Here is a 22,640-nt window from a genome sequence, read left to right on the forward strand (position 1 = left end):
TTTTCGCGTCTCGGATGTCGACATGTCACTACAGCGCGTTGCCGACATGTGACATTCTGCCGGAGACGCGTTTGCCGGAGCTCCGGCTCCGGTATTCAGGTGGAGGCTGCGTTCCCGGCGTGGGAGCGTGCGCCGTGACCGTCCCGCGACCCAAAGGGGGTGGCATGTCCGCAGACCAGGGCAGCTCGAAGGTGCTCACGCTCGCCGAGAGCGAGACCGCGCCCGACACGCTCGAGGCGCTCGGCCCCGTCGATGACGCACAGGCCATCGAAGCCGTACCGACCCTCGACGCCGTGCCGGCCCAGGCCCTTCCGGCCACGGAGGCCATCGACACCCGCACCCTGTCCCGCTCCCTGTTCCTGCGGCTCGCCGCCCTCGACAAGGACAGTCCGGAACGCGCCTACGTCCGGGACACCCTGATCGAGCTCAACCTCCCGCTGGTGCGCTACGCCGCCGCCCGCTTCCGCTCCCGCAACGAGCCGATGGAGGACATCGTCCAGGTCGGCACCATCGGCCTGATCAAGGCGATCGACCGCTTCGACTGCGAGCGGGGCGTGGAGTTCCCGACGTTCGCCATGCCGACGGTGGTCGGCGAGATCAAGCGGTTCTTCCGCGACACCTCGTGGTCGGTGCGCGTCCCGCGCCGGCTCCAGGAACTGCGCCTGGCCCTGACGAAGGCCACCGACGAGCTCTCCCAGAAGCTGGACCGCTCCCCGACGGTCGGCGAGCTGGCCACGGTGCTGGGCGTGTCCGAGGAGGACGTCGTGGACGGCCTCGCGGTCGGCAACGCCTACACCGCCTCCTCGCTGGACTCCCCGGCCCCGGAGGACGACGGCGGCGAGGGCTCCCTGGCGGACCGCCTGGGCTACGAGGACACGGCGCTGGAGGGCGTGGAGTACCGCGAGTCCCTGAAGCCGCTGCTGGCCAAGCTGCCGCCCCGGGAGCGGCGGATCATCATGCTGCGCTTCTTCGCCAACATGACCCAGTCGCAGATCGGCGAGGAGGTCGGCATCTCGCAGATGCACGTCTCCCGCCTGCTGACCCGGACCCTGGCGCAGCTGCGCGAGGGCCTCATCTCCGACTGAGTCCGGCGCGGGACGGGCCGGCGACCGCCGCGGCACCTCGGGGGTGCCGCGGCGGTTCGACGTCGTGTGCCGTATGTGCCGTGTGTGCCGTGTCCGTGCGGCGCCGGGTCCCTCTCCGGCACCGGTGCTACTTCAGCGCCAGCCAGGCCACGGCCGCGACGATCACCACGGCGACCACGATGCCGACGATCAGGCCGATGCGGGGCCCGGCGGAGGCGGCGGGAGCCGCCTGACGGGCCTGGGGGGCGTCGTCGACGAACGCGCGGAACATCTGGGTGCTGCCTGCGGGGTCGTTATTGCCCTGGGGGCCCTGGTTGTTAGCCATGGGCCGAGACACTAGCGAATCCGCCGATGCGGCCCAAGTGCGGGGCTCCCGAGACCCTTTGACCCCGCCCGCCGCACACGTCTCGCACACCCGCCGCCCGCCCGTCCCGCACACCCGCCGCCTGCTCCCGCACACCCGCCGCCCGCCCGTCCCACGCGCCCGCCACGCGCCTGCCACCCCCGCCGGCCGCCCGCCCACCACCCGCCACCTGCACGTTTACTATCGCAATACTTGCCTTTGCCAACTTTTTATGCCGTGATGACCGTTTTTATTTGCCTGTAGCAACCAACCGATCCTATGGTTGCCCTAAGCAACGAAACGGGAGGTGCGTATGGCCGAGAAGGCTCAGTACGAGGAGCTGGTCCGCCAGTTCAGCGCCTTCGGTGCCGTGAAGCGGGAGATGGGCCGGCTGCTGCCGTCCGACTGCCCGAGCGGATCCGCCGCCGTACTGACGCTGCTCGGCCGCCACGGGGACATGCGCATGAGCAAGCTCGCGGAGCTGCTCGCCGTGGACATGTCGGTGACCAGCCGCCACGTCGCCCACGTCGCCGAGCGAGGCTGGATCGAACGGTCCCCCGACCCCGCGGACAAGCGCTCGCGCATCCTGCGCCTGACGCCCGAGGGTCAGGGCCGGCTCGACGACATCGGCGAGCGGACGAGCCAGATGCTCGCCCACCGGCTGAGCGACTGGTCCGACGACGAGGTCGGCCAGCTCTCCCTGCTCATGGCCCGCCTCAGGGCCAGCTTCGACGACTGCCGGGGACCCGCTCCCCGGCCACCCGCACCGTCCGGGGACGAACAGTCCACCCGTACACCCGCGACCACCACGTAAGCAAAGGAAGTCCATGGCAACGACCACACCAGCCGGTGTGCGGGCTCATGCCAAGCACGGGGGAGGCTCCACCGGAGACGCTCCGATGACGCACCGGCAGATCATGGAGGCGCTGTCCGGGCTGCTGCTCGGCATGTTCTGCGCCATCCTGTCCTCGACCATCGTCACCAACGCCCTGCCCGAGATCATCGGGGACCTCGGCGGCGGCCAGAGCGCCTACACCTGGGTCGTCACGGCCTCGCTGCTGACGATGACCGCCTCCACCCCCCTGTGGGGCAAGCTCGCGGACCTGGTCAGCAAGAAGGCCCTGGTCCAGATAGCCCTGATCGTCTATGTCATCGGCTCCGTCATAGCCGGTCTGTCACAGAACCCCGGCATGCTGATCACCGCGCGAGGCATCCAGGGCCTGGGCGCCGGCGGTCTGGCCGCGCTGGCGCAGATCATCATGGCCGCGATGATCTCCCCGCGTGAGCGCGGGCGCTACTCCGGCTACCTGGGCGCGACCTTCGCCGTCGCGACCGTCGGCGGTCCGCTGCTCGGCGGTGTCATCACGGACACCAGCTGGCTCGGCTGGCGCTGGTGCCTCTACGTCGGCGTGCCCTTCGCGATCCTCGCGCTGATCGTGCTGCAGAAGACGCTGCACCTGCCCGTCGTCAAGCGGAAGGTCAAGGTCGACTGGGCCGGCGCCTTCTTCGTCACCGCGGCCGTGAGCCTGCTGCTCGTCTGGGTCACCTTCGCGGACGACAAGTACTCCTGGATGTCCTGGCAGACCGGCGCCATGGTCGGCGGCGCGATCGTGCTGACGCTGATCTTCCTCTTCGTCGAGTCGAAGGCCAGCGAGCCGATCATCCCGCTGCGCCTGTTCAGGAACCGCACCATCACGCTGGCCTCGCTGGCCTCGCTGTTCGTCGGTATCGCGATGTTCGCGGGCACCGTCTACTTCAGCCAGTACTTCCAGCTGGCCCGGGACAAGTCCCCGACCATGTCGGGCGTCATGACCATCCCGATGATCGGCGGCCTGTTCGTCTCGTCCACGGTCTCCGGTCAGATCATCACCAAGACCGGCAAGTGGAAGGGCTGGCTGCTGGCCGGCGGTGTGCTGCTGACGGCGGGCCTGGGCCTGCTCAGCACCATGCGGTACGACACCCCGTACTGGCACATCGCCATCTTCATGGCACTGATGGGTCTCGGCGTCGGCATGATGATGCAGAACCTGGTCCTGTGCACGCAGAACCAGGTGGCCCCCAGCGACCTGGGCGCGGCCTCCTCCGTCGTGACCTTCTTCCGGTCCCTCGGCGGCGCGGTCGGCGTCTCGGTGCTCGGCTCCGTGATGTCGTCCCGGATCAGCCACTACTCCCAGGACACCATCGGCCGGCTCAGCCCGCAGGAGCAGGCGGCGGCCGCCAAGGCCTCCGGCAGCGGTGCGATCCCCGACATGGACCTGCTGCCCCCCGGCATCCGCGAATGGCTGGAGAGCGCCTACGGGCACGGCATCGCCGACATCTTCCTGTACGTCGCGCCGATCGCGCTGCTCGGTTTCCTGGTGACGCTGTTCATCAAGGAGGTCCCGCTGCGTACCTCGGGCGCCCTGGCCCAGGCCGCGGAGGCCACCGCCGGGACCGCCTCCCCGGCCGCCCCGGCCCCGGCCGAGGCCACCCGCGTCGCGCCGGAGCCGGTCCCGGCCGGTGTGACGGCGACCGGCCCGGTCACCGACCCGGGTACGCGGACCGAGACCACGCAGCGGCTCGCCGCCGTCGCCACGGCGACCGGCTCCGGTACGCCGGGGGCACCCGTCTCCGGTGGCATCGCGGTCCGCGGCTTCGTCCGCGGCGCCGAGTCGGCGCCGGTCCCGCAGGCCGCCGTCACGCTGATCTCGCTGGCGGGCCGGCAGCTGGGCCGGTCGGTCGCCCAGGCCGACGGCTCCTACGCGGTCGACGTGCCGGGCGCGGGATCGTACGTCCTGATCGCCTCCGCCGACGGCTTCCAGCCGCAGGCGTCGACGATCGTCGTGAACGACGAGCCGGTCGCCTACGACATCCTGCTCAGCGGCACCAGCGGGCTGACCGGCCTGGTCCGGGCCGTGGAGAACGGGCTGCCGGTCAAGGACGCGATGGTGATCGTGACCGACGTGCGCGGGGACCTGCTGGCCACCGCCGCCACCGGTGAGGCGGGCGACTTCTCCTTCGCCGAGCTGGTCCCGGGCACGGTGACCGTCGCGGTCAACGCCGCCGGCTACCGGCCGCGCGCCCTGCCCGTCGAGGTCGGCGGCACCGGGGTCACCCGGGTCGAGGTCGACCTGCAGGCCGGGGCGCAGGTCCAGGGCATCGTGCGGGCCCCGCACGGTCCGCTGGCCGACGCCCGCGTCACGCTCGTCGACGCGGCGGGCAACGTGGCCGGCACGGCCACCACCGGCACGGACGGGGCGTACGCCTTCACCGACCTGGACGCCGGTGAGTACACCGTCATCGCGACCGGCTACCCGCCGGTGGCGACGTCCCTGACGGTCGCCGGCCCGGGTGCCGACGGCCACGACATCGAGCTCGCCCACCCGGGCGAGTAGCGAGACCCCGGCCCGTGGTGGCGAGCGCGCTCTGAGCGGAGGTGCGCCCGCCCACCACGGGCCGGTTTCTTCACGAACTGCTTCACGACGTTCTTCACGAACTTCTCCACGACCTTCTTCACGACCACTTTCTGAGCCTTTGCAGGGAGAAAACGGGATGGGACTGACCGCGAGGATCCGAACGCGGGACGGATGGGCCGTGTCGCACGCGGTCGTCACGGTGACCGACATGACCGGCACGCAGGTGCTGCGCGCCGAGGCGGACACCGAGGGCACCGTGCGGGACACCACACCGCTGACGCCGGGGGCGTACACCGTCATCGTCACCGCCGTCGGCTACGCGCCCGCCGCGTCCAGCGCGATCGTCACCGCGAGCGGCCGGGCCGAGGTCGGCACCGTGACGCTGGCCCGCCAGGGCGGCACCGAACTGCCGCCGCCCGGGCCGTGGACCGTCGACCCGGCGCACTCCAGCGTGGCCGCCGTCGCCCAGCACCTGGGCATCTCCAGCGTGCACGGCCGGTTCACGGAGTTCGCCGGCACGGTCGAGATCGCGCCGGACGACGTCACCAAGTCCCGGGTGGAGGCGGTGATCCGGGCGGCCTCCGTCGACACCGGCAACGGCATGCGCGACACCCACCTGCGCTCCGCCGACTTCCTGGACGTCGAGCGGTACCCGGAGATCACCTACCGCTCCACCGGCGTCACGGAGGCCGGCCCGGACCGCTGGACCGTCCACGGCGAGCTGGGCCTGCACGGCGTCGTCCGCCCGGTCGACCTGGACCTGGCCTACCTGGGCACCGGCGCCGACCCGTGGGGCGGCACCCGGGCGGCGTTCCGCGCGACGACGGAGCTGCGCCGGGAGGACTTCGCCATGAACTACAACCAGGTCCTCCAGGCCGGCATCGCCGCCATCGGCACGACGCTCAGGGTCGAGCTGGACATCCAGGCGGTCCAGGGGGAGTCACTGCCGGCCGCCTGAGTCACCGTCGGACGCGTGAGGCGCCGCCGGACGCCCGGGCCACCAGCTCGCCGCACAGGTCCCGGAGCTTGACGTTCCGGTGCTGCGAGGCCCGGCGCAGCCGCTCCAGGGCCCGGTGGGCGTCGATCCGCTCCCGGGCCATGAGCATGCCGACCGCCTGGTCGATGACGCTGCGGGAGAGCAGGGCGGTACGCACATCGGCGGCACAGGCCTGCCGCCGCTCCAGGCGCAGGGCCTCGTTCACGGCGTGCGAGGCGCGCTCCGCGAAGCTGCGGGCCGCGTCGAGTCCCTGGGCCAGCGCGTCGGGCTCGGTGCCGTAGAGGTTGAGCGCGGCACCCGTCTCGCCCTCGACGGCCAGCGGCAGCGCCAGCACGCAGCGCACGCCGGTGGCCAGCGCGTACTCCGTGTACGCGGGCCAGCGGGTCTCCGTGGCCAGGTCGGGTGCGTACCGGGCGCTCTGCGTCTCGGCGGCGTCCACGCACGGGCCGGAGCCGTTCTCGTACTGCCGCAGGTCCAGACCGCTGGGCAGGCCGGTGCTGCCGGCCAGGGTCATCAGCCGGTCGGCGCGGCGCACCGTGACCGAGCAGGCGGCGGCGCCGGGCACCTGGGCGACCGCGCGGTCGGTCAGGTCGCGCAGGAGGGTGTCGAGGCCCTGGCTGCGCGCTATCGCACGGTCGAGCGTGTCAGGGATCTCCGAGGTCATGACCGTACGGATATCCCGTCACCGCTCGCTCACGCCTCGGCCTCCCGCACCGGTGTTCGCGTCGACGATGCGGCGGGCGAGGTCGCGCAGTTTCACGTTCTCCCGCTGGGAGGCCTTCACCAGGGAGTCGAAGGCACCGGCCGCGTCGATGGCCAGCCGTTCCATGAGGATGCCGGTGGCCTGGCCGATCAGGTCCCGGGTGCGCATGGCCTCGGTGAGCTGCTCGCGCACGGTCGCCGAGTCCAGGGCGAAGGAGACGTGCGCGGTGAACAGCCGGCCGATGCGGGTGGCGTCCTCGTCGAAGGCCTGTGGCTTGCGGGCGTACGCCGTGAGCACGGTCAGGCGGCGCCGGTCGGCGCGCAGTCGCAGCGACAGCGCGGAACGGAGACCGAGGCCGCACAGGGCGTTGCCGCCGCCGTCGGCCTCGCTGTCGTCTATCCGGACCACGGGGGTGGTCCACAGGTGTTCCCAGTCCGGGTGCGGCTCGCGCGCCCCGGCCCGGGGCTCGCCGGCGAACCGTACGACGTCGTCGGTGCAGGCGAGTGTGCGCAGCCGGCTGCCGCGCTGGATCTCCGAGATGCCCGCGTGCTCCGCGCCGGGCAGCAGGCGCACGGCCAGCGCGACCGCGGTGCTCAGGGTGTCGTCCGGAGTGCCTGTCCCGTGCAGTTGCCGGGCTGCTGCCGTCAGGGCCTCGGCCAGCTCGAAGCCAGCCGGAAAACATGGCAAATCAGTAAATTCGGACGTAGCCACCACGAACCTCTTCGGCATGCGCGGCCAAACGGCCGTGCGCAGGAGAGCTCCGCAGCACATTCCCGACTGCGAGCACAGGACGAACAGCACTTTAGCTGCTTGATTGCGTGCCGGTGACGCCCGGCCGAAGGACCGGGCCGGCTCCTTCCGCGCCCCGTCACCGGCGTGGTGAAATGGGAGACGGGTCAGGAAGCGGCCTTCGACCGGAAGCCGTCGGACGTCTGTCAGGTGAGTGACGTGACCTTCCTCCCCCAACCGTGCGAGCCGTGCGACCCGCCCGGCTACGCCGTGCTCGCACTGCCCCCCGAGATCGACTTCTGCAACGCCGAGGGGCTGCTGCCCCTGATCATGACCGCGGTGGACCACCGCTCGGACGACCTGCGCTTTCTCGTGCTGGACCTGACCTCGACCCGTTTCATGGACTCCCAGGGCGTACGCCTCCTCGACCAGGTGCGCCGCCGCCTGCCCGGCCGGGCCCGGCTACGGGTGGTGGCCGCCCCGCAGGGCGTACCGAGCCGCGTCCTGGAACTGTCCGGCCTGCGCCGGGACGTGCCGGTGTACGACAGCCTCACGGAGGCGCTGCGCCCGCGGAGCGGTACGACGGGCGGACCCGGCGGCGGGGCGGGGAGCGGGAGCGCGGCCTAGGCTGGCCGCATGGCACCGAACATCGCGACGAACACCCGGGTCTCGCTGGACGGGTTGCTGGACTTCGTACGCCCCCGGCACCGGGCGATCCTGCTGACCCGGCGGGCCGACGGCAGCCCGCAGGGATCGCCGCTGACCTGCGGGGTCGACGACTCCGGACGGATCGTGGTCTCCACCTACCCGGAGCGGGCCAAGACGCGCAACGCGCGGCGTGACGCACGGGTCAGCCTCATCGTGCTCAGCGACGAGTGGAACGGCCCCTGGGTCCAGATCGACGGCACGGCCGAGGTCATCGACGCGCCTGCGGCCGTGGAGCCGCTCGTGGAGTACTACCGCAACATCGCCGGCGAGCACCCGGACTGGGACGAGTACCGGCGGGCCATGGTGGAGCAGGGAAAGTCGATCATTCGGGTGACACCCGAGAAGTGGGGTCCGGTGGCGACGGGGGGTTTCCCGGCGCGGCAGGCGTCGGGCGACTGACCACGGAGGCGGCGGGCCCGGTCACGGCGTGGGCCACGGCGTCACGGCGTGGGCCACGGCCGTCACCCTCGTTCGACCATCGCCTCGATGCCCGCCACGAGCAGGTCGAGCGCGAACTCGAAGTCCCGGTCCAGCATCTCCCCGACCGTGTCGCCACCGCGGGCCGCCACGATGTCCCGGGACTCCTGGATGACGCCCGCGGTGTCCGGCGACTCGGCCACCGCGCTCATGGAGTCCTGGAAGTACTCGTCCGGGCTCATACCGGTGCCCGCGGCCCGGGCGAGGAGGTGGCCCTCGACGGTGCCGTACCCGTAGACGAACTGGAAGACGGCGGCGATGGCGCCGGTCACGCGGTGCGCGGGCAGGCCGCTGCGGCGCATGACGCCCTGCACCGCCCGGGAGAAGGCCAGCGAGTGGGGCCCGATGTTCAGGTAGGTGCCGGTCAGCTGGGACAGCCAGGGGTGCCGCACCAGCAGCGTGCGGTTCTGCCGGGCCAGCGCGCGCAGCTGCCCGCGCCAGTCCTCGCCGTCCTCGGGGACGGGGCGCAGCTCGCCGAAGACCGCGTCCAGGGCGAGTTCGAGCAGCTCGTCCTTGGTGTCGACGTACCAGTAGACGGACATCGCGGTGACGTCCAGCTCGGCGGCCAGGCGGCGCATGGAGAACTTGGCCAGGCCCTCGGCGTCCAGCAGCCGGACGGTGACCTCGGTGATCCGATCCCGGTCCAGCCCGGACGGCTGCCCGCCGCGCCGCCCGCCACGACGCCCCTCGCCCGCCAGCCAGACACTGGCCCGCGGCCCCTGCCGCCCTGCGTTCGCCATGCGCACATTCTCCTCGCTCGTCACACGCCGGCCGGCCCACCCGCGCCCGCCCCGCGGGCGCTCTCCTTCTCCGCCCGCCGCAGCAGCACCGCCGCGACAGCACCGCCGAGCAGCACGGCCACCGCTCCCACCAGCTGACTGCGCTCCAGTCCGGAGGAGAACGCGTCGATCACCCGGTCCCGCTCCGCCTCCCCCTCCGCCGAGGCCAGCGCCGCCGGCAACGACGCCGCCGCCACCGGCACGAGCGCCGCGAACCGCGAGTTCAGCACCGCGCCCAGCACGGCCACGCCCAGCCCGTTGCCGAACTCCGCCAACGTACCGTTGATGCCCGCGCCGACCCCCGCCCTGGCCGGCGGAATCGCGCTCATGATCGCGTGTGCCATGGCCGGGTTGCCGAGCGCGCAGCCCACGCCGATCAGCAGCAGGCCCAGCAGCGTGCCGGCGTAGCCCTCACCGGTGAGCGTGGCGATGACCACCAGGCCCGCCGACATCAGCACCATGCTCAGCAGCACCGCTACCGGCGTACCCAGCCCGGCCAGCCATTTCGCCGCCACCCCGGAGAAGTTCAGCAGCACCACGGTCAGTGCCAGCGGCGCGGTCGCCAGCCCCGCCTCCAGCGGGCCGTACCCGAGCACGAACTGCAGGTGCTGGGTGAGCAGGAACAGCGCGCCGCCCATGCCGAAGGTGATCAGCACCAGCCCGGCCACCGCGCCCGTGAACCGCTGGTTGCGGAAGAAGGCCAGGTCGAGCATGGGGTACGGGATACGGCTCTCCCAGTACGCGAAGAGCGCGAGGACACCCACCGCGACGGCCGCCGTGGCCGACACCCTGCCCGACGTCCAGCCGTACTCGGGGCCGGAGATGATCGCGTAGACCAGTGCGGCCATGCCGATCGTGGAGAGTACGGCGCCGACCAGGTCGGGACGGTCGCCCTGCCGGTTCTTCGACTCGGGGACCAGGGTCACGACCGCGAGCAGGCCCAGCGCCACGACGGGCAGGTTGATCAGGAAGATGGCACCCCACCAGAAGTGGTCCAGCATGAAGCCGCCGATCAGCGGCCCGCACGCGAAGCCGAGCGCGCTGACCGCGCTCCAGATGCCGATCGCCTTCGCGTGCTCCGCGGGCGCGAAGATCTGCATGACCACGGCGAGCGTGGTGGTCAGCAGCAGCGCGCCGCCGACACCCATCCCGGCCCGCGCCGCGATCAACTGCCCGGTGGTCTCCGCCAGCCCCGCCGCCAGCGAGCCCAGGCCGAACAGGGCGAGGCCCGTGGCCAGCATCTTCTTGCGGCCGTAGCGGTCGGCCGCGCTGCCCGCGGTGAGCAGCAGGCCCGACTGGACCAGCGAGTAGGCGTTGATCATCCACTGGATGTCCGCGGTCGCCGCGCCCAGTTCGCTGGTGAGGGAGGGGATGGCCACGTTCAGCACGGTGTTGTCCAGCACCACGGTCAGCTGGGCGAGGCTGATGACACCGAGGATCAGCCAGCGCTGCGGATGGCCCTGGACCGTGGGCGCGGTTTCCTGTGCCCGGGAGGACGTCGTCATGCTGTACAGCGTATAAGGCTTCTTATACGCTGTACAGCACGGTCTTTCCCGCGGTCAGGCCGTCGGCTGCGTGAGGTCGTAGAAGGTGGCCGAGCCGACCGTGACCTCCTTGAAGCCGGCCTCGACCCACGACGTGATCTGCGACGAGGTACCGGAGTCACCGCCCATGCCGCCGCCTCCGATGAAGTAGTGGATCCTGCCGTCCGCCACGTACTTCTTGAACTGGGCCAGGGTCGGCGACGGGTCCGTGCCGTTGAAGCCGCCGATCGCCATCACCGGGTCGCCGGTGCTGAGCTGGTAGCTCGCGGCGTTCTGGGAGCCGATCGCGGCCGCCACCCAGGTGTACCGGTCGGCGTCGGCCTCCAGCAGCTTCTTTGCCTCGGAGCCGACCTGGGCGCCGTTGAGCAGACCGCCCATGCCGCCGACCGTGCCACCGCCACCCATGCGGGCGCCCTCGCCGGCCCGACCGTTCGGGGCGGCCTGGCCGTTCGGGGCGGTCTGGCCGTTCGGGGCGGTCTGGCCGTTCGGGGCCGTCTGGCCGTTCGGGGCCGTCTGGCCGTTCTGGCCCGGTGCACCGCCGGGGAAGCCGCCGGTGCCGGGACCGCCCTGCCCCTGCCCCTGGCCCTGCCCGGGCGCGGTTCCGCCGCCGGGGAAGCCGCCGCCCCCGGGGCCACCGCCCCGGCCACCGCCCGGGCCGCCCATCATGCTCGCGCCGGACGGACCGGCCGTGACGATGGAACCGCTGTGCCCCTCCTGCACGGTGCTCAGCGTGTACGCGGTGGGCGCGGCCAGCGACGCCACGACGCCCGCCCCCGCCACCGCGAGAGCCAGCCGACGCCCCAGCCGCCCGGCGAAGACCAGCCCGAGCGCGGCGGCCAGACCGCCGACGAGGACCAGCCACTTCAGCCAGGGCAGGTAGTCGGGTGTCCGGTCGAGGAGGACGTACCCCCAGGCCGCGGTCACCGTCACCGCGCCGGCCAGGCACAGGGACGCCCAGATCCGCTCGCGCCGCTCCCACAGCGTCGCCGCGCCCATGCCGGTCACGGCCGCCAGGTACGGCGCGAGGGCCACCGTGTAGTACTGGTGGAAGATGCCCGCCATGCAGCTGAAGACGGCCGTGGTCATCAGCAGCGACCCTCCCCAGACCAGGAAGGACGCGCGGGCGGTGCCGGTGCGGCCGGTGCGCCGCGTGGCGACCAGCCCCGCGGCGAGCAGGACGAGGGCGGCCGGGAGCAGCCAGGAGATCTGGCCGCCGATCTCGGAGTTGAACATCCGGTCCCAGCCGGTCTCGCCCCACTGTCCGCCGCCACCGCCGCCCATGCCACCGCCCCCACCGACGCTGCCGGTCTCCTCGCCGTTGAGGCGGCCGAGGCCGTTGTAGCCGAAGGTCAGCTCCAGGAAGCTGTTGTTCTGCGAGCCGCCGATGTACGGCCGCGAGGACGCCGGCCACAGCTCGACGACCGCGACCCACCACCCGCCGGAGACCACGATCGCGGCGGTGGCCAGCGCGAGCTGCCCCAGCCGCTTCTTCAGCCCGACCGGCGCGCAGACACCGTAGACGAGCGCGAGTGCGGGCAGGATCAGGAAGGCCTGGAGGGTCTTCGTCAGGAACGCGACGCCGATCGCGGCGCCGGCCCACACCAGCCACGTGGTCCGGCCGTCCTCCAGCGCGCGGACGACGAGGTAGCAGGCGACGGACATCAGCAGCGCCAGCAGCGCGTCCGGGTTGTTGAAGCGGAACATCAGCGCCGCGACCGGCGTGAGCGCCAGCACCGTACCGGCGATCAGCCCGGCCGCGGGACTGAACCGGCGGCGCACGGCGGCGTACACGACGGCGACCGTCGCGACGCCCATCAGCACCTCGGGGACGAGGACCGACCACGAGCTCAGCCCGAAGATCCGCACCGCCAGCGCCATCGGCCACAGTGCGGCCGGGGGCTTGTCGACGGTGATGGCACCCGCTGCGTCGAGGGAGCCGAAGAAGAACGCCTTCCAGGACTGGCTGCCCGCCTGCACGGCCGCCGAGTAGAAGGAGTTGGCGTAACCGGAGGCGCCGAGGTTGCAGAGGTAGAGCAGACCGGTGGCGAGCAGCAGGCCGAGAAAGGCCGGCCGGACCCAGCGGGGGTCGCCGGGGCGGCCTCGCCACAGTCTTCGCAGCCGGGACTGCCGGGGCTGCTGAGGCTGTCCGGGCGTGCGCGGCGGCGCCGGCAAAGGCGCCCAGTCCTCGCCGTCCGGGGGACGCGTGTCCCCCGCGTGCGTCGTCGGATCGTGGTGCGTCGTCATCGTCCGTCCCTCGGGTCGGTGTCGGCGGGGCGCACCGGCTGCAGCCGCACGGTCGCGTCGCTCCAGGCGCGGGAAGAACCCGCGGCCGACGGCTCCGGAAGGCCGTGTCCCGGCGTTCGCGTGATCAGCGCCGCGTCCGCCGTGGGCGGCGCGTCCGGGAACACCCAGGCGCGGAAGAGCAGGAAGCGCAGCACGGTGGCCGCGAGGTTGGCGGCGACCAGCACGGCTAGCTCGGTGGAGTGGTCCGGGTCGGCGCTCGCCGCGTTCAGGGCGGCGAGCGAACCGCTGGTCAGGGCGAGACCGATACCGAAGACGACCAGCCCCTGCGCCTGGTGGCGCACCGCACCGCCCCGGCCCCGCACCCCGAAGGTCAGCCGCCGGTTGGCGGCGGTGTTGGCGACCGCCGAGACGAGCAGGGCGAGCGCGTTGGCGAGCTGCGAGCCGCCGACGTGGCGGAAGCCGCTGTAGAGCAGCAGGTAGAAGAGGGTGGACAGGGCGCCTACGACGCAGAAGCCGACGAGCTGCCGGGCCAGCCCCTGCGGTACGTCCTCGAGGTCGCGGTCGCGCGGGTCGTCGCCGAAGGGCCGGGCCAGCCGGTCCAGCGGCAGCGAACCGGTGGCCAGGGCCTTGCCGACCCGCCACACGCCCTTGAGGTCGTCGGTCGCCGTCTTCACGATGTGCACGGTGGAGTCCGGGTCGTCGACCCAGTCGACCGGCACCTCGTGGATCCGCAGCCCCGCCCGCTCGGCGAGCACCAGCATCTCGGTGTCGAAGAACCAGCCGGTGTCCTCCACCAGCGGCAGCAGCACCCGCGCCACGTCCCGGCGGATCGCCTTGAAACCGCACTGGGCGTCGGAGAAGCGGGCCTGGAGGGAGCCGCGCAGGATGAGGTTGTAGGAGCGGGATATGAACTCCCGCTTGGCGCCGCGCACCACCCGTGAGCTGCGGGCGAGCCGGGAGCCGATCGCGAGGTCCGAGTGCCCGGATATCAGCGGGGCCACCAGCGGCAGCAGCGCGTTCAGGTCGGTGGACAGGTCGACGTCCATGTAGGCGAGGACCGGGGCGTCCGAGGCCGACCAGACGGTACCGAGGGCGCGGCCCCGCCCCTTCTGCTCCAGCCGGAAGGACGTGACCTCGGCCAGCTCCGCCGTCAGCCGCGCCGCCACGTGCGGGGTGGCGTCCGTGGAGGCGTTGTCGGCGACCGTGATACGGAAGGCGTACGGGAACGTCCGCGTGAGGTGCTCGTGCAGTCTCAGGACGCACGGCCGGAGGTCCTTCTCCTCGTTGTGGACGGGGATCACTACGTCCAGGACGGGCGTACCGGCTCCTGCGGCCGGGAGATGCTCCCGTGCCGGCAGGGAGCCGGGAGAAGAGTCGGTTCGCATGGGGCCGACTCTTCTCAGGTCCCCTGTCGCACCCGTGTGGTGAGGCTGTGCTGTGCCTGTGAGTGCGGTGGCACGCTCGGCTGCGCCGGGGCAGCGGGCAGGTGCAGGGTGAACACCGTCCGCCCCGGCACGCTGTCGGCCGTCACGCCACCGCCGTGCGCGGTGGCCACGGCCTGCACGATGGCGAGCCCGAGGCCCGTCGAGCCGGTCGCCCGGGACCGCGCGGAGTCGCCGCGCGCGAACCGTTCGAAGACGTGCGGCAGCAACTCGGCCGGGATGCCCTGCCCGTTGTCCTCGACGTCCACGCACAGCCACGCGCCGGCCCGCCGCACGCGCGCGGTGACGGTCGTACCCGGCGGGGTGTGGTTGCGGGCGTTGCCCAGCAGGTTGACCAGCACCTGCTGGAGCCGGGCGGCGTCCGCCGACACGAGTGCCGGTTCCTCGGGCAGGTCGAGCCGCCAGTTGTGGTCGAGGCCGGCCGCGCGGGCGTCGCTGACGGAGTCCACGACGAGCGGTACGAGGTCGGTCTGCTCGAACCGCAGCGGCCGACCGGCGTCCAGGCGGGCGAGCAGCAGCAGGTCCTCGACGAGCAGGGTCATGCGCCCGGCCTCGGACTCGATGCGGCCGAGCGCGTGCCGGGTGTCGGGGCCGACCTGTTCCCGTCCCCTGCGGGTGAGTTCGGCGTACCCGCTGATGGAGGCGAGTGGTGTACGCAGCTCATGGCTGGCGTCCGCGACGAACTGCCGTACCCGCGTCTCGCTCTCCTGCCGTGCGTGCAGCGCCCCGTGCACGTGGTTCAGCATCCGGTTGAGCGCGGCACCCACCCGGCCGACCTCGGTGTGCGGGTCGCACTCGGACTCCGGGACGCGTTCGTCGAGGTTCACCTCGCCCGCGTGCAGGGGCAGTTCGGAGACCCGGGTGGCGGTGGCGGCGACCTTGCGCAGGGGGCGGGTGGCGACGCCGACGATGACCGTCCCGGCTAGGGAGGCGGCGACGAGACCGGCGGCGGTGACGCTGGCCTCCACGAGGACCAGGGTGCTGATGGTGCCGGTGACCTCGGAGGTGGGGAGGGCGGCGTAGTAGCTGCCGTTGGCGCCGTCGCGGTATTCCACGCGGTAGTCGCCGAGGCCGGGGATCTCGACGGTGTGCTCGTCACCGTCCCGGGGGGCGGCTGCCAGCGCGGTCCGCTGCGCCGTGCCGAGGGAGACCGCCGTCATGCCGCTGAGGTCGGTGCTGTCGTCGGAGTCCTGGCCGTACTTGGCGTCGACGACGACGCCGTCCCGCACATCGGCGACGATCGTGCCGCGCGGTTGCGGCCCGCGGGTGACGAACTCGTCGAGGTCCATCCGCTGCGGGCCCTTGCCCCCGCCCTGGGGGTCACCGGGCGGCCCGAAGCCGGACACCCGGCCCACCACCTCGTCCAGTTGCCCGTCCAGCTGGTCGTACAGATGCGACCGCAGCGCCACCGTGGTCACCGTGCCGATGACCGCGCACACCACCGCGATCAGCGCCACCGACGCGACGACGAGCCGCGTCCGCAGGGTCCTCGGCCGCGGTCGTCGCCGTCCGCTCACGCCGCGGGCTTGATCAGGTAACCGGCACCGCGCCGGGTGTGGATCATCGGCTCGCGTCCGGCGTCGATCTTCCGGCGCAGGTAGGAGATGTACAGCTCGACGACGTTGGCCTGCCCGCCGAAGTCGTACGACCAGACGCGGTCCAGGATCTGCGCCTTGCTGAGCACGCGCCGCGGGTTGCGCATGAGGAACCGCAGCAGTTCGAACTCGGTGGCGGTGAGGTGGATGCCGTCACCGCCCCGGCTGACCTCGTGGCTGTCCTCGTCGAGGGTGAGGTCGCCGACGACCAGGACGGAGTCCGAGCGCCGGTCGGCGGCACCGGAGCGCCGGATCAGCCCGCGCAGCCGGGCGACGACCTCCTCCAGGCTGAACGGCTTGGTGACGTAGTCGTCCCCGCCGGCGGTCAGCCCGGCGATCCGGTCCTCGACCGCGTCCTTGGCGGTCAGGAACAGCACCGGCACGTCCGGCAGGTCGCGGCGCAGCCGCCCGAGCACGCTCAGGCCGTCCATGTCGGGCAGCATCATGTCCAGCACGACGGCGTCGGGCCGGAACTCGCGCGCGGCCTGGACGGCTCCGTGTCCGTCCCCGGCGCTGCGGATCTGCCAGCCCTCGTAGCGCAGGGCCATGGACAGCAGTTCGGTGATGGACAGCTCGTCGTCCACTACAAGCACCCGGACGGGGCTCCCGTCCGGCCTCAGCAGTTCGGTGCGCCCCTGGGGCGAGGTCGTGGTCATAACGGACACGATGTCGGGGTGCTCTGAGAGCGCCCTTTCCCCAAGCTGTGATTTCTCTGAGAAACCCACAGGGGCCTGACAGGCGGTCCGTGGGCCACGGCCGGTCGGCTCTCCGGCAGCCCGGACGGCCGGGCCGGGGACCAGGAGGCACCGGACGAGGTCAGAACAGCCCCTCCTGTACTCCAGCCGCCCGTCTCAGCTCCCGCACGGGCACGGCGCACGGCTGCCCCTCGGCGGACACCAGCTCCCACCCGGTCATCAGCCGCGTGTCGAGCACGACGACCCCGCGCTCCGTCGCCAGATGCAGATCCGGCCCCGCGGCCGCCACCAGCTCACCACCGATCGCCCCGCCCGCCACCAGCTCGGCCACCTCCCCCACGGCGGCCGGCCCGCGGCCCGCGCCCTCGATCCCGAAGACACCCGCGTGGTCCACCCCCCGGAACGGCTCCGGCGTCAGCGACTCCGGCCAGCCGCCGAGCGCCACCGCCCGCGCGTGCAACTCCGCGATCTCGGCCGCCCGCCCCGCCTCGGACTCCGGCAATCCGGCCCGCACCGCGCGCTTGTGGGCGTACGGAATGCGGTCGGGAACCCCGAGCGCGGCCCGCAACAGCTCCTCGGTCCGTCGCGCGGCCATCAGCGGCCCGCGGCCCAGCCAGCTGAAACAGACGGCTCCCTGCTCCAGCAGCCGGGCGGCCCCCCGTTCGTACGCGGTGATCCCCACCTTGACGAGCCCGGGCCCGAACCACGCCAGGTACACGCGGTACGGCCGCGGGTCGTCCGCGATCGTGTCGGCGGCCACGGAATGCGCCCGGTCCAGCCGCGCGCACTCCTCGCACCGCACCCCCGTACTGCGCCCCGGCACACCGGCCCGCACCGGGCACGCGTGCCCCCGTGCTCCCACGCATGTCCGCACACCCCCCTCGACGACCGCGAAGGCCACCCGCTTGCCCCGGGTCAGCGCACTGCGTCGCCCCCCGGTCCACGTCAGCACGGGACCGTCCGCCGCCCACCGCAGCCCCGCGCACTTCCATGCCTGTGCCATCGCTGTCGAGCGTAGGCGGCACCACTGACAACGCGGCACCGCTGCCGACGCCCTGCACGTAGCCCCCATCGCGCTCGGCGGCGAAGGAGGCGGGGCCGGGGCCGGTGTGCGTCAGCCCCTCCCCGCGCGGCGGCGGCTCACTAACCGGACGAAAGTGCCCGCACCGAAGTAACGTACGGCCATGGCAGCAAGCAACACCATGTGCCCCGAGCGCCTGGTCCTGGAGCACGTCACCAGCCGCTGGGGCACCCTGGCCCTGATCGCGCTGCTGGACCGCCCGTACCGCTTCAGCGAACTGCGCCGGGAGATCGGCGGGGTCAGCGAGAAGATGCTGGCCCAGACCCTGCGGACACTGGAGCGCGACGGCCTGGTCCACCGCGACGCCAAGCCCGTGATCCCGCCCCGCGTGGACTACTCCCTCACGGACCTCGGCCGGGAGGCCGCCGAACAGGTCCGGGGCCTCGCGCGGTGGACGGAGCGGCGGATGGCGGCGGTCGAGCAGGCCCGCGCGGCGTACGACGCGACGCAGGCCTGACGCACCGCCACCCGCCCCACTACTCCGTACTCGCCGCCCCCGTACCCGGCATCGTCACGGCTTCAGCACCGCCTCCATGACGCCGCGGGCGATGGGCGCGCCGAGGCGGCCACCGGAGATGTCCGCACGGGAGATGTCCATGTCGGTCGGATCGATGAAGACCGCCACGGCGACGGAGGACCCGTCGTCCTTCTTGCCGTAGGAGACGAACCAGCCGTACGGCACCTCGTCGTCCACGTTGACACCGCGCTGCGCGGTACCGGTCTTGCCGCCGACCGTGATGCCGTCGATGAGGGCGCGCTTGGCGCTGCCCTCCTTGGCGGTGAACTCCATCATCTGCTGGACCTTCTGCGCGGTCTCGGCGGAGACCGCCTCGCTCATCACCGCGGGCTCGGTCTTCTCCAGCGTGCCGAGGTCCGGGCCCTTGACCTCGTCGACGATGTAGGGCTGCATCAGCTTGCCGTCGTTGGCCAGCGCGGCGGTGACCATGGCCATCTGCATCGGCGTGCTGGTGAGGCTGCCCTGTCCCATGCCGGTGAGCGCGGTGCCCGGCAGGTCGAGGTTCTCCGGGTAGAGGCTCTTCGTCGCGAGCAGGTCGCCGAAGTCGTCGGAGTAGACGTCCTCGTTGAACCCGAACTTCTCCGCCGTCTCCCGCATCTTCTCCGGGCCCAGCTCGGCCGCGGCGTCCAGGAAGACGTTGTTGCACGAGTGCTGCATGGCGACCTTCATCGACGCCTTGTCGCAGACCCCGTCGCCCGCCTCACTGCCGATCCTGTTGGTGGACTGCGGCAGCTTGTACGGCGATTCGGCGTCCGTACGCGCGTCGATGTCGGAGACCACCTTGTGCTCCAGGGCGGCGGCCGCGGTGAGGATCTTGAAGGTGGAGCCCGGCGGGTAGGTCTCGCGCAGCGCGCGGTTGGCCAGCGGCTTGTTCTTCTGCTTGTCGAGCGCCACGAAGCGGTCGGACTCGTTGAAGGTGCCGCCCGCGAACACCGACGGGTCGTAGGAGGGCGCCGAGACCAGCGCCAGCACCTTCCCCGTCGCCGGGTCCAGGGCGACGACGGCCCCCCGGGCGCCCTTCAGAGCGGTCAGCCCCTTCCAGGCGGCCTTCTGCGCCTTCGGGTCGATGGTGGTGACCACCGAGCCGGCCCGCCGGCCCTCTCCGCTGACGACGTCGGCGAACCGCTGGAAGGCCAGCCGGTCGTCCTTCCCGGTCAGGATGGAGTCGTAGGTCTTCTCCAGCAGCGTCATGCCCTGGGCCTGCGAGGCGTATCCCGTCACCGGCGCGTACATCGGCCCGTCGGCGTAGGTGCGCTTGAACTTGAGGTCGGTGCCCTCGGTCTCGGCGGAGCCGGTGACGGCCCGGCCACCGACGACGATGTCTCCGCGCGGGGTGGAGAACTGCTCGATCTGCACCCGCCGGTTCTTGGTGTCGGAGGCGAGCTCCGGGGCCCGGACGTACTGCAGCCAGTTCGCGCGGATCAGCAGGCCGAGCACCAGCAGCCCACAGAAGATCGCCACGGCCCTCAGCGGCTTGTTCACCGGATGCCCCCACCGAGACTCGGCCGGATGGATATGGAGATGCGTCGTCGCAGCATGCGCACACCCTAGACACACCGCGCGCCCCATGGCACCGCCAGGGGCTGCCGTCAACTCCCCCGCGAAACCCCGGCGATGAGGACGCGTGACTTACGTCACAGAAAAAGCCGGACCCCGGTGAACAACCATCCCCGCCCGTCCGGTTCATCCGGACGGGAATATTCGGGAATAAGCGAGAGCCGCAATAAACCGAAAATCTTTATCTCACCTCGGCGATAAACTCTCCCGGCAATTCGGGCTGTCCGCACACACCTTTCCGCGGCCGTACCCCTTCCGCTCTCTCCTCCGAGTAAGGCTCTCCGTGAAGCTTCGCCGTTCCCTGGCCGTGGCCGCCGCCGTCGCGGTGTCCACGCCCGTCGCACTGTTCACCACCGCTCCGGCGATCGCCGCCGGGACGTCCGCGGCGCGGACACAGAACCAGCCGACGTACGCGGAGCTGGAGAAGGCCGCCGCCGACGCGGCGAAGGCGTACGAGGACGCCGTCACCGCCCAGGAGAAGGGGCTGAAGGACCTCAAGGCCACCCTGGACGCCCTGGATTCCGATACTCACCCGCTCAAGGCGGCCACGATCGCCGCCGACAAGGCGGCGAAGGACGCGGCGGATGCCAGGGCCACTGCCGAGCAGGCCGTCACGGACGCCGGGACCGCGCTCGAAGCGGCCGAGAGCGACGCCGACAGGGCCGAGGCACGCAAGACCCTCGAAGCCGCCGAGACCGGTCTGGCCGCGGCGGTCGGGGCACAGCAGGAGGCCGACGCCACGGCCGAGAAGGCCGGCACCGCGCTGATCGATGCCCGGGTGGCGGCCACCCGTGAGTACGGCCGGATCAAGGACGCCCTCGACGCGGCGCACAAGGCCAGGGAAGCCGCCGAAAAGGCACTCGAGACCGCCGGGAAATGCGTCCGCGAGAACGGCCTGACGTCGCTCGTGACGGGACTGCCGTCCGAGGTCGTCGCGGGAACCACCGTCTCCTTCACCCTGCGCGTGACCAACGGCACCGAGCGCACCCTGGCCGTGGACCCCCTGGCGTTCGTCCACGTGTCCGGCGAACACAGCGGTGAGAAGAGCCCCCTTGAGGTGAAGTGGTCCACGGGGTCCGGCTGGCAGACCCTCAACGGCAACGAGCCCGAGCACATCGCCCCCATCGGCCGCCTCGCGCCGGGCGGGCAAAGCGACGTGAAGCTGACGATGAGGATCGACTCCGTCGCCCGGACCACCGACGCCTTCGCCCTGTTCGCCAGTGACGCCTCCGACGCGTACAGGCCCTGCGTCCTCGGCCCGATGAAGCGCTACGAGTTCGAGCTCCTGCCCGCGGGCAGCGAGCCCGGTGCGGTCGACGAGGCCGAGCCCGGGCAGCCCGGCGAGGACGACGACAAGCGGCCGGACGCAACAGCCCCCGGCACGGGCCCCTCCGCACAGGGCGGCGCCTCCCGGCAGCCGGCCCCGGCCACCGGAACCGGCACCACCGGCACCACCGGCAACCTCGCCGAGACCGGCACGTCCTCCGCGATGACACCGCTCGCCCTCGCGAGTGCCGCCGCCGTCGCACTCGGCGCGGGCACGGTCTTCACGGTCCGCCGCCGCAAGGCCGCGCAGAAGGCCTGACGCGAGGCAGGCCGCCCGGGCCGGGACACCGTCCCGTGCACCCGGACCTGGCGGCCTCTCGCTCTCACAGCCGTGAGGGCAGCCGCGAGGCACAAGTCAGAGGCCCCGTGGAGTGATCCACGGGGCCTCTGGTCGATGTGCACTCGGCAGGATTCGAACCTGCAACCTTCTGATCCGTAGTCAGATGCTCTATCCGTTAAGCTACGAGTGCTTGTCTTGTTCAGTTTTACCGCCGCTCCCGTTCCTTTCGGCCCGCTTGCGGCGACAGGAAGAACATTACATGACTGCCGCCGTCATGTGAAATCCGTTAGCCGCACCCCTTGTGACCTGCGGAAACGAGCCCAAAGACCTCGGACAGCACCGAAGCCCCGGCCGTGTGGGGCCGGGGCTTCGGTGATCGGTGCGGAGGCGGAGGGATTTGAACCCTCGATGGGCTTTAAGACCCAAACCGCATTAGCAGTGCGGCGCCATAGACCGGACTAGGCGACGCCTCCAGACAACATCACCATCTCGCGTGCGAGCGCGAGTGGCGCGTGCCGATGATGACACAGTTGAGCGCGCTGTCACCAATCGACCCCTACGGTACTAGGCGGGCGGCCCGCAGGGCAAAGCCCTTACGGCCCAGTCGCGCAACGTCCGGCGGCCCGGCGCGTTAGTCCGGTCATGTTCCAGGTCACCCGCTTCTCCGCCGCCGCCCGCCTACTCGGCGCCGCCGCCCTGTCCGTCGCCACCCTGGCCTCCCTGTCCGCCGCGCACCCGGCCGCCGCCGCCGGCCATGAGGTGCCGGGCTTCGATCACCTGACGATCACCGTCCGGGACGCCGGCGCGGACGCGGACGGCACGTACGAGCTGTTCTGCAACCCCCACGGCGGCAGCCACCCCGACCCGGACGGCGCCTGCGCCGTCGCCGAGCGCGACACGCGGTGGGGGGAGGACGTCTTCGCTCCCGTCCCGGAGGGCAGCATCTGCACCATGCAGTACGGCGGCCCCGCCACCGCGCACATCACGGGCACCTGGGCCGGACGCCCCGTCGACGCGACGTACGACCGCCGCGACGGCTGCGGCGTCTCCCGCTGGGACCGCATGGTGCCGCTGCTGCCGGAAGTGAGGTAGCCGAGGCTGTCGCAGCCGGTCCTGTGCGGCGCCGGAAAGCGGCGCACAGGA

General features: G+C 72.0%; 20 protein-coding genes and 2 tRNA genes. 9 read left to right on the plus strand and 13 right to left on the minus strand.

Annotated elements, in window-relative coordinates:
* The first annotated feature begins 164 nt into the window (after positions 1-164).
* Positions 165-1,085, plus strand: coding sequence for an RNA polymerase sigma factor SigF (locus ACH4F2_RS20835; protein WP_398134184.1), 921 nt, complete (start codon positions 165-167; stop codon positions 1,083-1,085).
* 127 nt (positions 1,086-1,212) lie between these two features.
* Here ACH4F2_RS20835 and ACH4F2_RS20840 read toward each other — a convergent pair whose 3' ends face one another.
* Complete coding sequence (locus ACH4F2_RS20840; protein ID WP_398134185.1) at positions 1,213-1,410, minus strand: hypothetical protein; 198 nt, start codon at positions 1,408-1,410, stop codon at positions 1,213-1,215.
* A 331-nt stretch (positions 1,411-1,741) separates the two neighbouring features.
* Here ACH4F2_RS20840 and ACH4F2_RS20845 point away from each other — a divergent pair, with 331 nt between their 5' ends.
* The 3 genes from ACH4F2_RS20845 (at position 1,742) to ACH4F2_RS20855 (ending at position 5,781) form a co-directional block, all read left to right on the plus strand.
* Entirely contained in the window at positions 1,742-2,242 is a 501-nt protein-coding gene (locus ACH4F2_RS20845) for a MarR family winged helix-turn-helix transcriptional regulator (RefSeq protein WP_398134186.1), read from the plus strand.
* Between the two features lie 13 nt (positions 2,243-2,255).
* Entirely contained in the window at positions 2,256-4,802 is a 2,547-nt protein-coding gene (locus ACH4F2_RS20850) for an MFS transporter (protein ID WP_398134187.1), read from the plus strand.
* A 157-nt stretch (positions 4,803-4,959) separates the two neighbouring features.
* Positions 4,960-5,781 (plus strand): YceI family protein, encoded by an 822-nt coding sequence (locus ACH4F2_RS20855; protein WP_398134188.1) that lies wholly within the window; start codon positions 4,960-4,962, stop codon positions 5,779-5,781.
* Between the two features lies 1 nt (position 5,782).
* On the opposite strand, the gene ACH4F2_RS20860 is transcribed toward ACH4F2_RS20855, so the two are convergent.
* Complete coding sequence (locus ACH4F2_RS20860; RefSeq protein WP_398134189.1) at positions 5,783-6,484, minus strand: ANTAR domain-containing protein; 702 nt, start codon at positions 6,482-6,484, stop codon at positions 5,783-5,785.
* A gap of 18 nt (positions 6,485-6,502) precedes the next feature.
* The gene (locus tag ACH4F2_RS20865; RefSeq protein ID WP_398134190.1) at positions 6,503-7,252 is read right to left on the minus strand and encodes an ANTAR domain-containing protein; all 750 of its coding nucleotides are present in this window, start codon (positions 7,250-7,252) and stop codon (positions 6,503-6,505) included.
* A gap of 219 nt (positions 7,253-7,471) precedes the next feature.
* Between ACH4F2_RS20865 and ACH4F2_RS20870 the strand changes: the two genes are divergently transcribed.
* Together ACH4F2_RS20870 and ACH4F2_RS20875 are read left to right on the plus strand one after the other, a co-directional pair.
* The gene (locus ACH4F2_RS20870; RefSeq protein WP_398134191.1) at positions 7,472-7,879 is read left to right on the plus strand and encodes an STAS domain-containing protein; all 408 of its coding nucleotides are present in this window, start codon (positions 7,472-7,474) and stop codon (positions 7,877-7,879) included.
* Positions 7,880-7,888: 9 nt separating this feature from the next.
* Positions 7,889-8,359 carry a PPOX class F420-dependent oxidoreductase gene (locus ACH4F2_RS20875; RefSeq protein WP_398134192.1) on the plus strand — a complete coding sequence of 157 codons (471 nt, stop codon included), beginning with the start codon at positions 7,889-7,891 and terminating at the stop codon, positions 8,357-8,359.
* 62 nt (positions 8,360-8,421) lie between these two features.
* Here ACH4F2_RS20875 and ACH4F2_RS20880 read toward each other — a convergent pair whose 3' ends face one another.
* The 7 genes from ACH4F2_RS20880 to ACH4F2_RS20910 form a co-directional block, all read right to left on the minus strand.
* Positions 8,422-9,177: a TetR/AcrR family transcriptional regulator gene (locus ACH4F2_RS20880; protein ID WP_398134193.1), complete on the minus strand. Its 756-nt coding sequence runs from the start codon at positions 9,175-9,177 to the stop codon at positions 8,422-8,424.
* A gap of 20 nt (positions 9,178-9,197) precedes the next feature.
* Positions 9,198-10,721 carry an MFS transporter gene (locus ACH4F2_RS20885; RefSeq protein ID WP_398134194.1) on the minus strand — a complete coding sequence of 508 codons (1,524 nt, stop codon included), beginning with the start codon at positions 10,719-10,721 and terminating at the stop codon, positions 9,198-9,200.
* 54 nt (positions 10,722-10,775) lie between these two features.
* Entirely contained in the window at positions 10,776-13,004 is a 2,229-nt protein-coding gene (locus tag ACH4F2_RS20890; protein WP_398134195.1) for an ArnT family glycosyltransferase, read from the minus strand.
* Entirely contained in the window at positions 13,001-14,389 is a 1,389-nt protein-coding gene (locus tag ACH4F2_RS20895; RefSeq protein ID WP_398134196.1) for a glycosyltransferase, read from the minus strand. Before ACH4F2_RS20895 ends, ACH4F2_RS20890 begins: the two co-directional genes overlap by 4 nt.
* Positions 14,390-14,403: 14 nt before the next feature.
* On the minus strand, positions 14,404-15,963 hold the full coding sequence (locus tag ACH4F2_RS20900; protein WP_398134197.1) for an ATP-binding protein: 1,560 nt from the start codon (positions 15,961-15,963) through the stop codon (positions 14,404-14,406).
* Positions 15,960-16,697, minus strand: a complete 738-nt coding sequence (locus tag ACH4F2_RS20905) for a response regulator transcription factor (RefSeq protein ID WP_398134198.1) — start codon at positions 16,695-16,697, stop codon at positions 15,960-15,962. Before ACH4F2_RS20905 ends, ACH4F2_RS20900 begins: the two co-directional genes overlap by 4 nt.
* A gap of 160 nt (positions 16,698-16,857) precedes the next feature.
* A complete protein-coding gene (locus tag ACH4F2_RS20910) occupies positions 16,858-17,739 on the minus strand; it encodes a DUF2797 domain-containing protein (protein ID WP_398134199.1) in 882 nt (293 codons plus the stop codon).
* A 181-nt stretch (positions 17,740-17,920) separates the two neighbouring features.
* On the opposite strand from ACH4F2_RS20910, the gene ACH4F2_RS20915 reads away from it, so the two are divergent.
* A complete protein-coding gene (locus ACH4F2_RS20915; protein WP_398134200.1) occupies positions 17,921-18,274 on the plus strand; it encodes a winged helix-turn-helix transcriptional regulator in 354 nt (117 codons plus the stop codon).
* A 54-nt stretch (positions 18,275-18,328) separates the two neighbouring features.
* Here ACH4F2_RS20915 and ACH4F2_RS20920 read toward each other — a convergent pair whose 3' ends face one another.
* Positions 18,329-19,816: a peptidoglycan D,D-transpeptidase FtsI family protein gene (locus tag ACH4F2_RS20920; RefSeq protein ID WP_398134201.1), complete on the minus strand. Its 1,488-nt coding sequence runs from the start codon at positions 19,814-19,816 to the stop codon at positions 18,329-18,331.
* A 358-nt stretch (positions 19,817-20,174) separates the two neighbouring features.
* On the opposite strand from ACH4F2_RS20920, the gene ACH4F2_RS20925 reads away from it, so the two are divergent.
* Positions 20,175-21,476, plus strand: a complete 1,302-nt coding sequence (locus tag ACH4F2_RS20925) for a hypothetical protein (protein WP_398134202.1) — start codon at positions 20,175-20,177, stop codon at positions 21,474-21,476.
* 138 nt (positions 21,477-21,614) lie between these two features.
* Here ACH4F2_RS20925 and ACH4F2_RS20930 read toward each other — a convergent pair.
* Both ACH4F2_RS20930 and ACH4F2_RS20935 read right to left on the minus strand, forming a co-directional pair.
* A tRNA-Arg gene (locus ACH4F2_RS20930) sits at positions 21,615-21,687 on the minus strand.
* 192 nt (positions 21,688-21,879) lie between these two features.
* Positions 21,880-21,970: transfer RNA gene (locus tag ACH4F2_RS20935), tRNA-Ser, on the minus strand.
* Between the two features lie 169 nt (positions 21,971-22,139).
* Between ACH4F2_RS20935 and ACH4F2_RS20940 the strand changes: the two genes are divergently transcribed.
* Complete coding sequence (locus ACH4F2_RS20940) at positions 22,140-22,589, plus strand: SSI family serine proteinase inhibitor (protein ID WP_398134203.1); 450 nt, start codon at positions 22,140-22,142, stop codon at positions 22,587-22,589.
* Positions 22,590-22,640: the final 51 nt, after the last annotated feature.

The organism is Streptomyces sp. NPDC017890, assembly GCF_044328675.1.
Lineage (GTDB): Bacteria > Actinomycetota > Actinomycetes > Streptomycetales > Streptomycetaceae > Streptomyces.

Coding starts and splice junctions, on each gene's coding strand:
- ACH4F2_RS20865 (WP_398134190.1), bottom strand. CDS start 7,252: ATGCCGAAGAGGTTCGTGGTGGCTACGTCCGAATTTACTGATTTGCCA.
- ACH4F2_RS20915 (WP_398134200.1), top strand. CDS start 17,921: ATGGCAGCAAGCAACACCATGTGCCCCGAGCGCCTGGTCCTGGAGCAC.
- ACH4F2_RS20910 (WP_398134199.1), bottom strand. CDS start 17,739: ATGGCACAGGCATGGAAGTGCGCGGGGCTGCGGTGGGCGGCGGACGGT.
- ACH4F2_RS20855 (WP_398134188.1), top strand. CDS start 4,960: ATGGGACTGACCGCGAGGATCCGAACGCGGGACGGATGGGCCGTGTCG.
- ACH4F2_RS20880 (WP_398134193.1), bottom strand. CDS start 9,177: ATGGCGAACGCAGGGCGGCAGGGGCCGCGGGCCAGTGTCTGGCTGGCG.
- ACH4F2_RS20850 (WP_398134187.1), top strand. CDS start 2,256: ATGGCAACGACCACACCAGCCGGTGTGCGGGCTCATGCCAAGCACGGG.
- ACH4F2_RS20835 (WP_398134184.1), top strand. CDS start 165: ATGTCCGCAGACCAGGGCAGCTCGAAGGTGCTCACGCTCGCCGAGAGC.
- ACH4F2_RS20840 (WP_398134185.1), bottom strand. CDS start 1,410: ATGGCTAACAACCAGGGCCCCCAGGGCAATAACGACCCCGCAGGCAGC.
- ACH4F2_RS20905 (WP_398134198.1), bottom strand. CDS start 16,697: ATGACCACGACCTCGCCCCAGGGGCGCACCGAACTGCTGAGGCCGGAC.
- ACH4F2_RS20845 (WP_398134186.1), top strand. CDS start 1,742: ATGGCCGAGAAGGCTCAGTACGAGGAGCTGGTCCGCCAGTTCAGCGCC.
- ACH4F2_RS20885 (WP_398134194.1), bottom strand. CDS start 10,721: ATGACGACGTCCTCCCGGGCACAGGAAACCGCGCCCACGGTCCAGGGC.
- ACH4F2_RS20875 (WP_398134192.1), top strand. CDS start 7,889: ATGGCACCGAACATCGCGACGAACACCCGGGTCTCGCTGGACGGGTTG.
- ACH4F2_RS20940 (WP_398134203.1), top strand. CDS start 22,140: ATGTTCCAGGTCACCCGCTTCTCCGCCGCCGCCCGCCTACTCGGCGCC.
- ACH4F2_RS20895 (WP_398134196.1), bottom strand. CDS start 14,389: ATGCGAACCGACTCTTCTCCCGGCTCCCTGCCGGCACGGGAGCATCTC.
- ACH4F2_RS20890 (WP_398134195.1), bottom strand. CDS start 13,004: ATGACGACGCACCACGATCCGACGACGCACGCGGGGGACACGCGTCCC.
- ACH4F2_RS20860 (WP_398134189.1), bottom strand. CDS start 6,484: ATGACCTCGGAGATCCCTGACACGCTCGACCGTGCGATAGCGCGCAGC.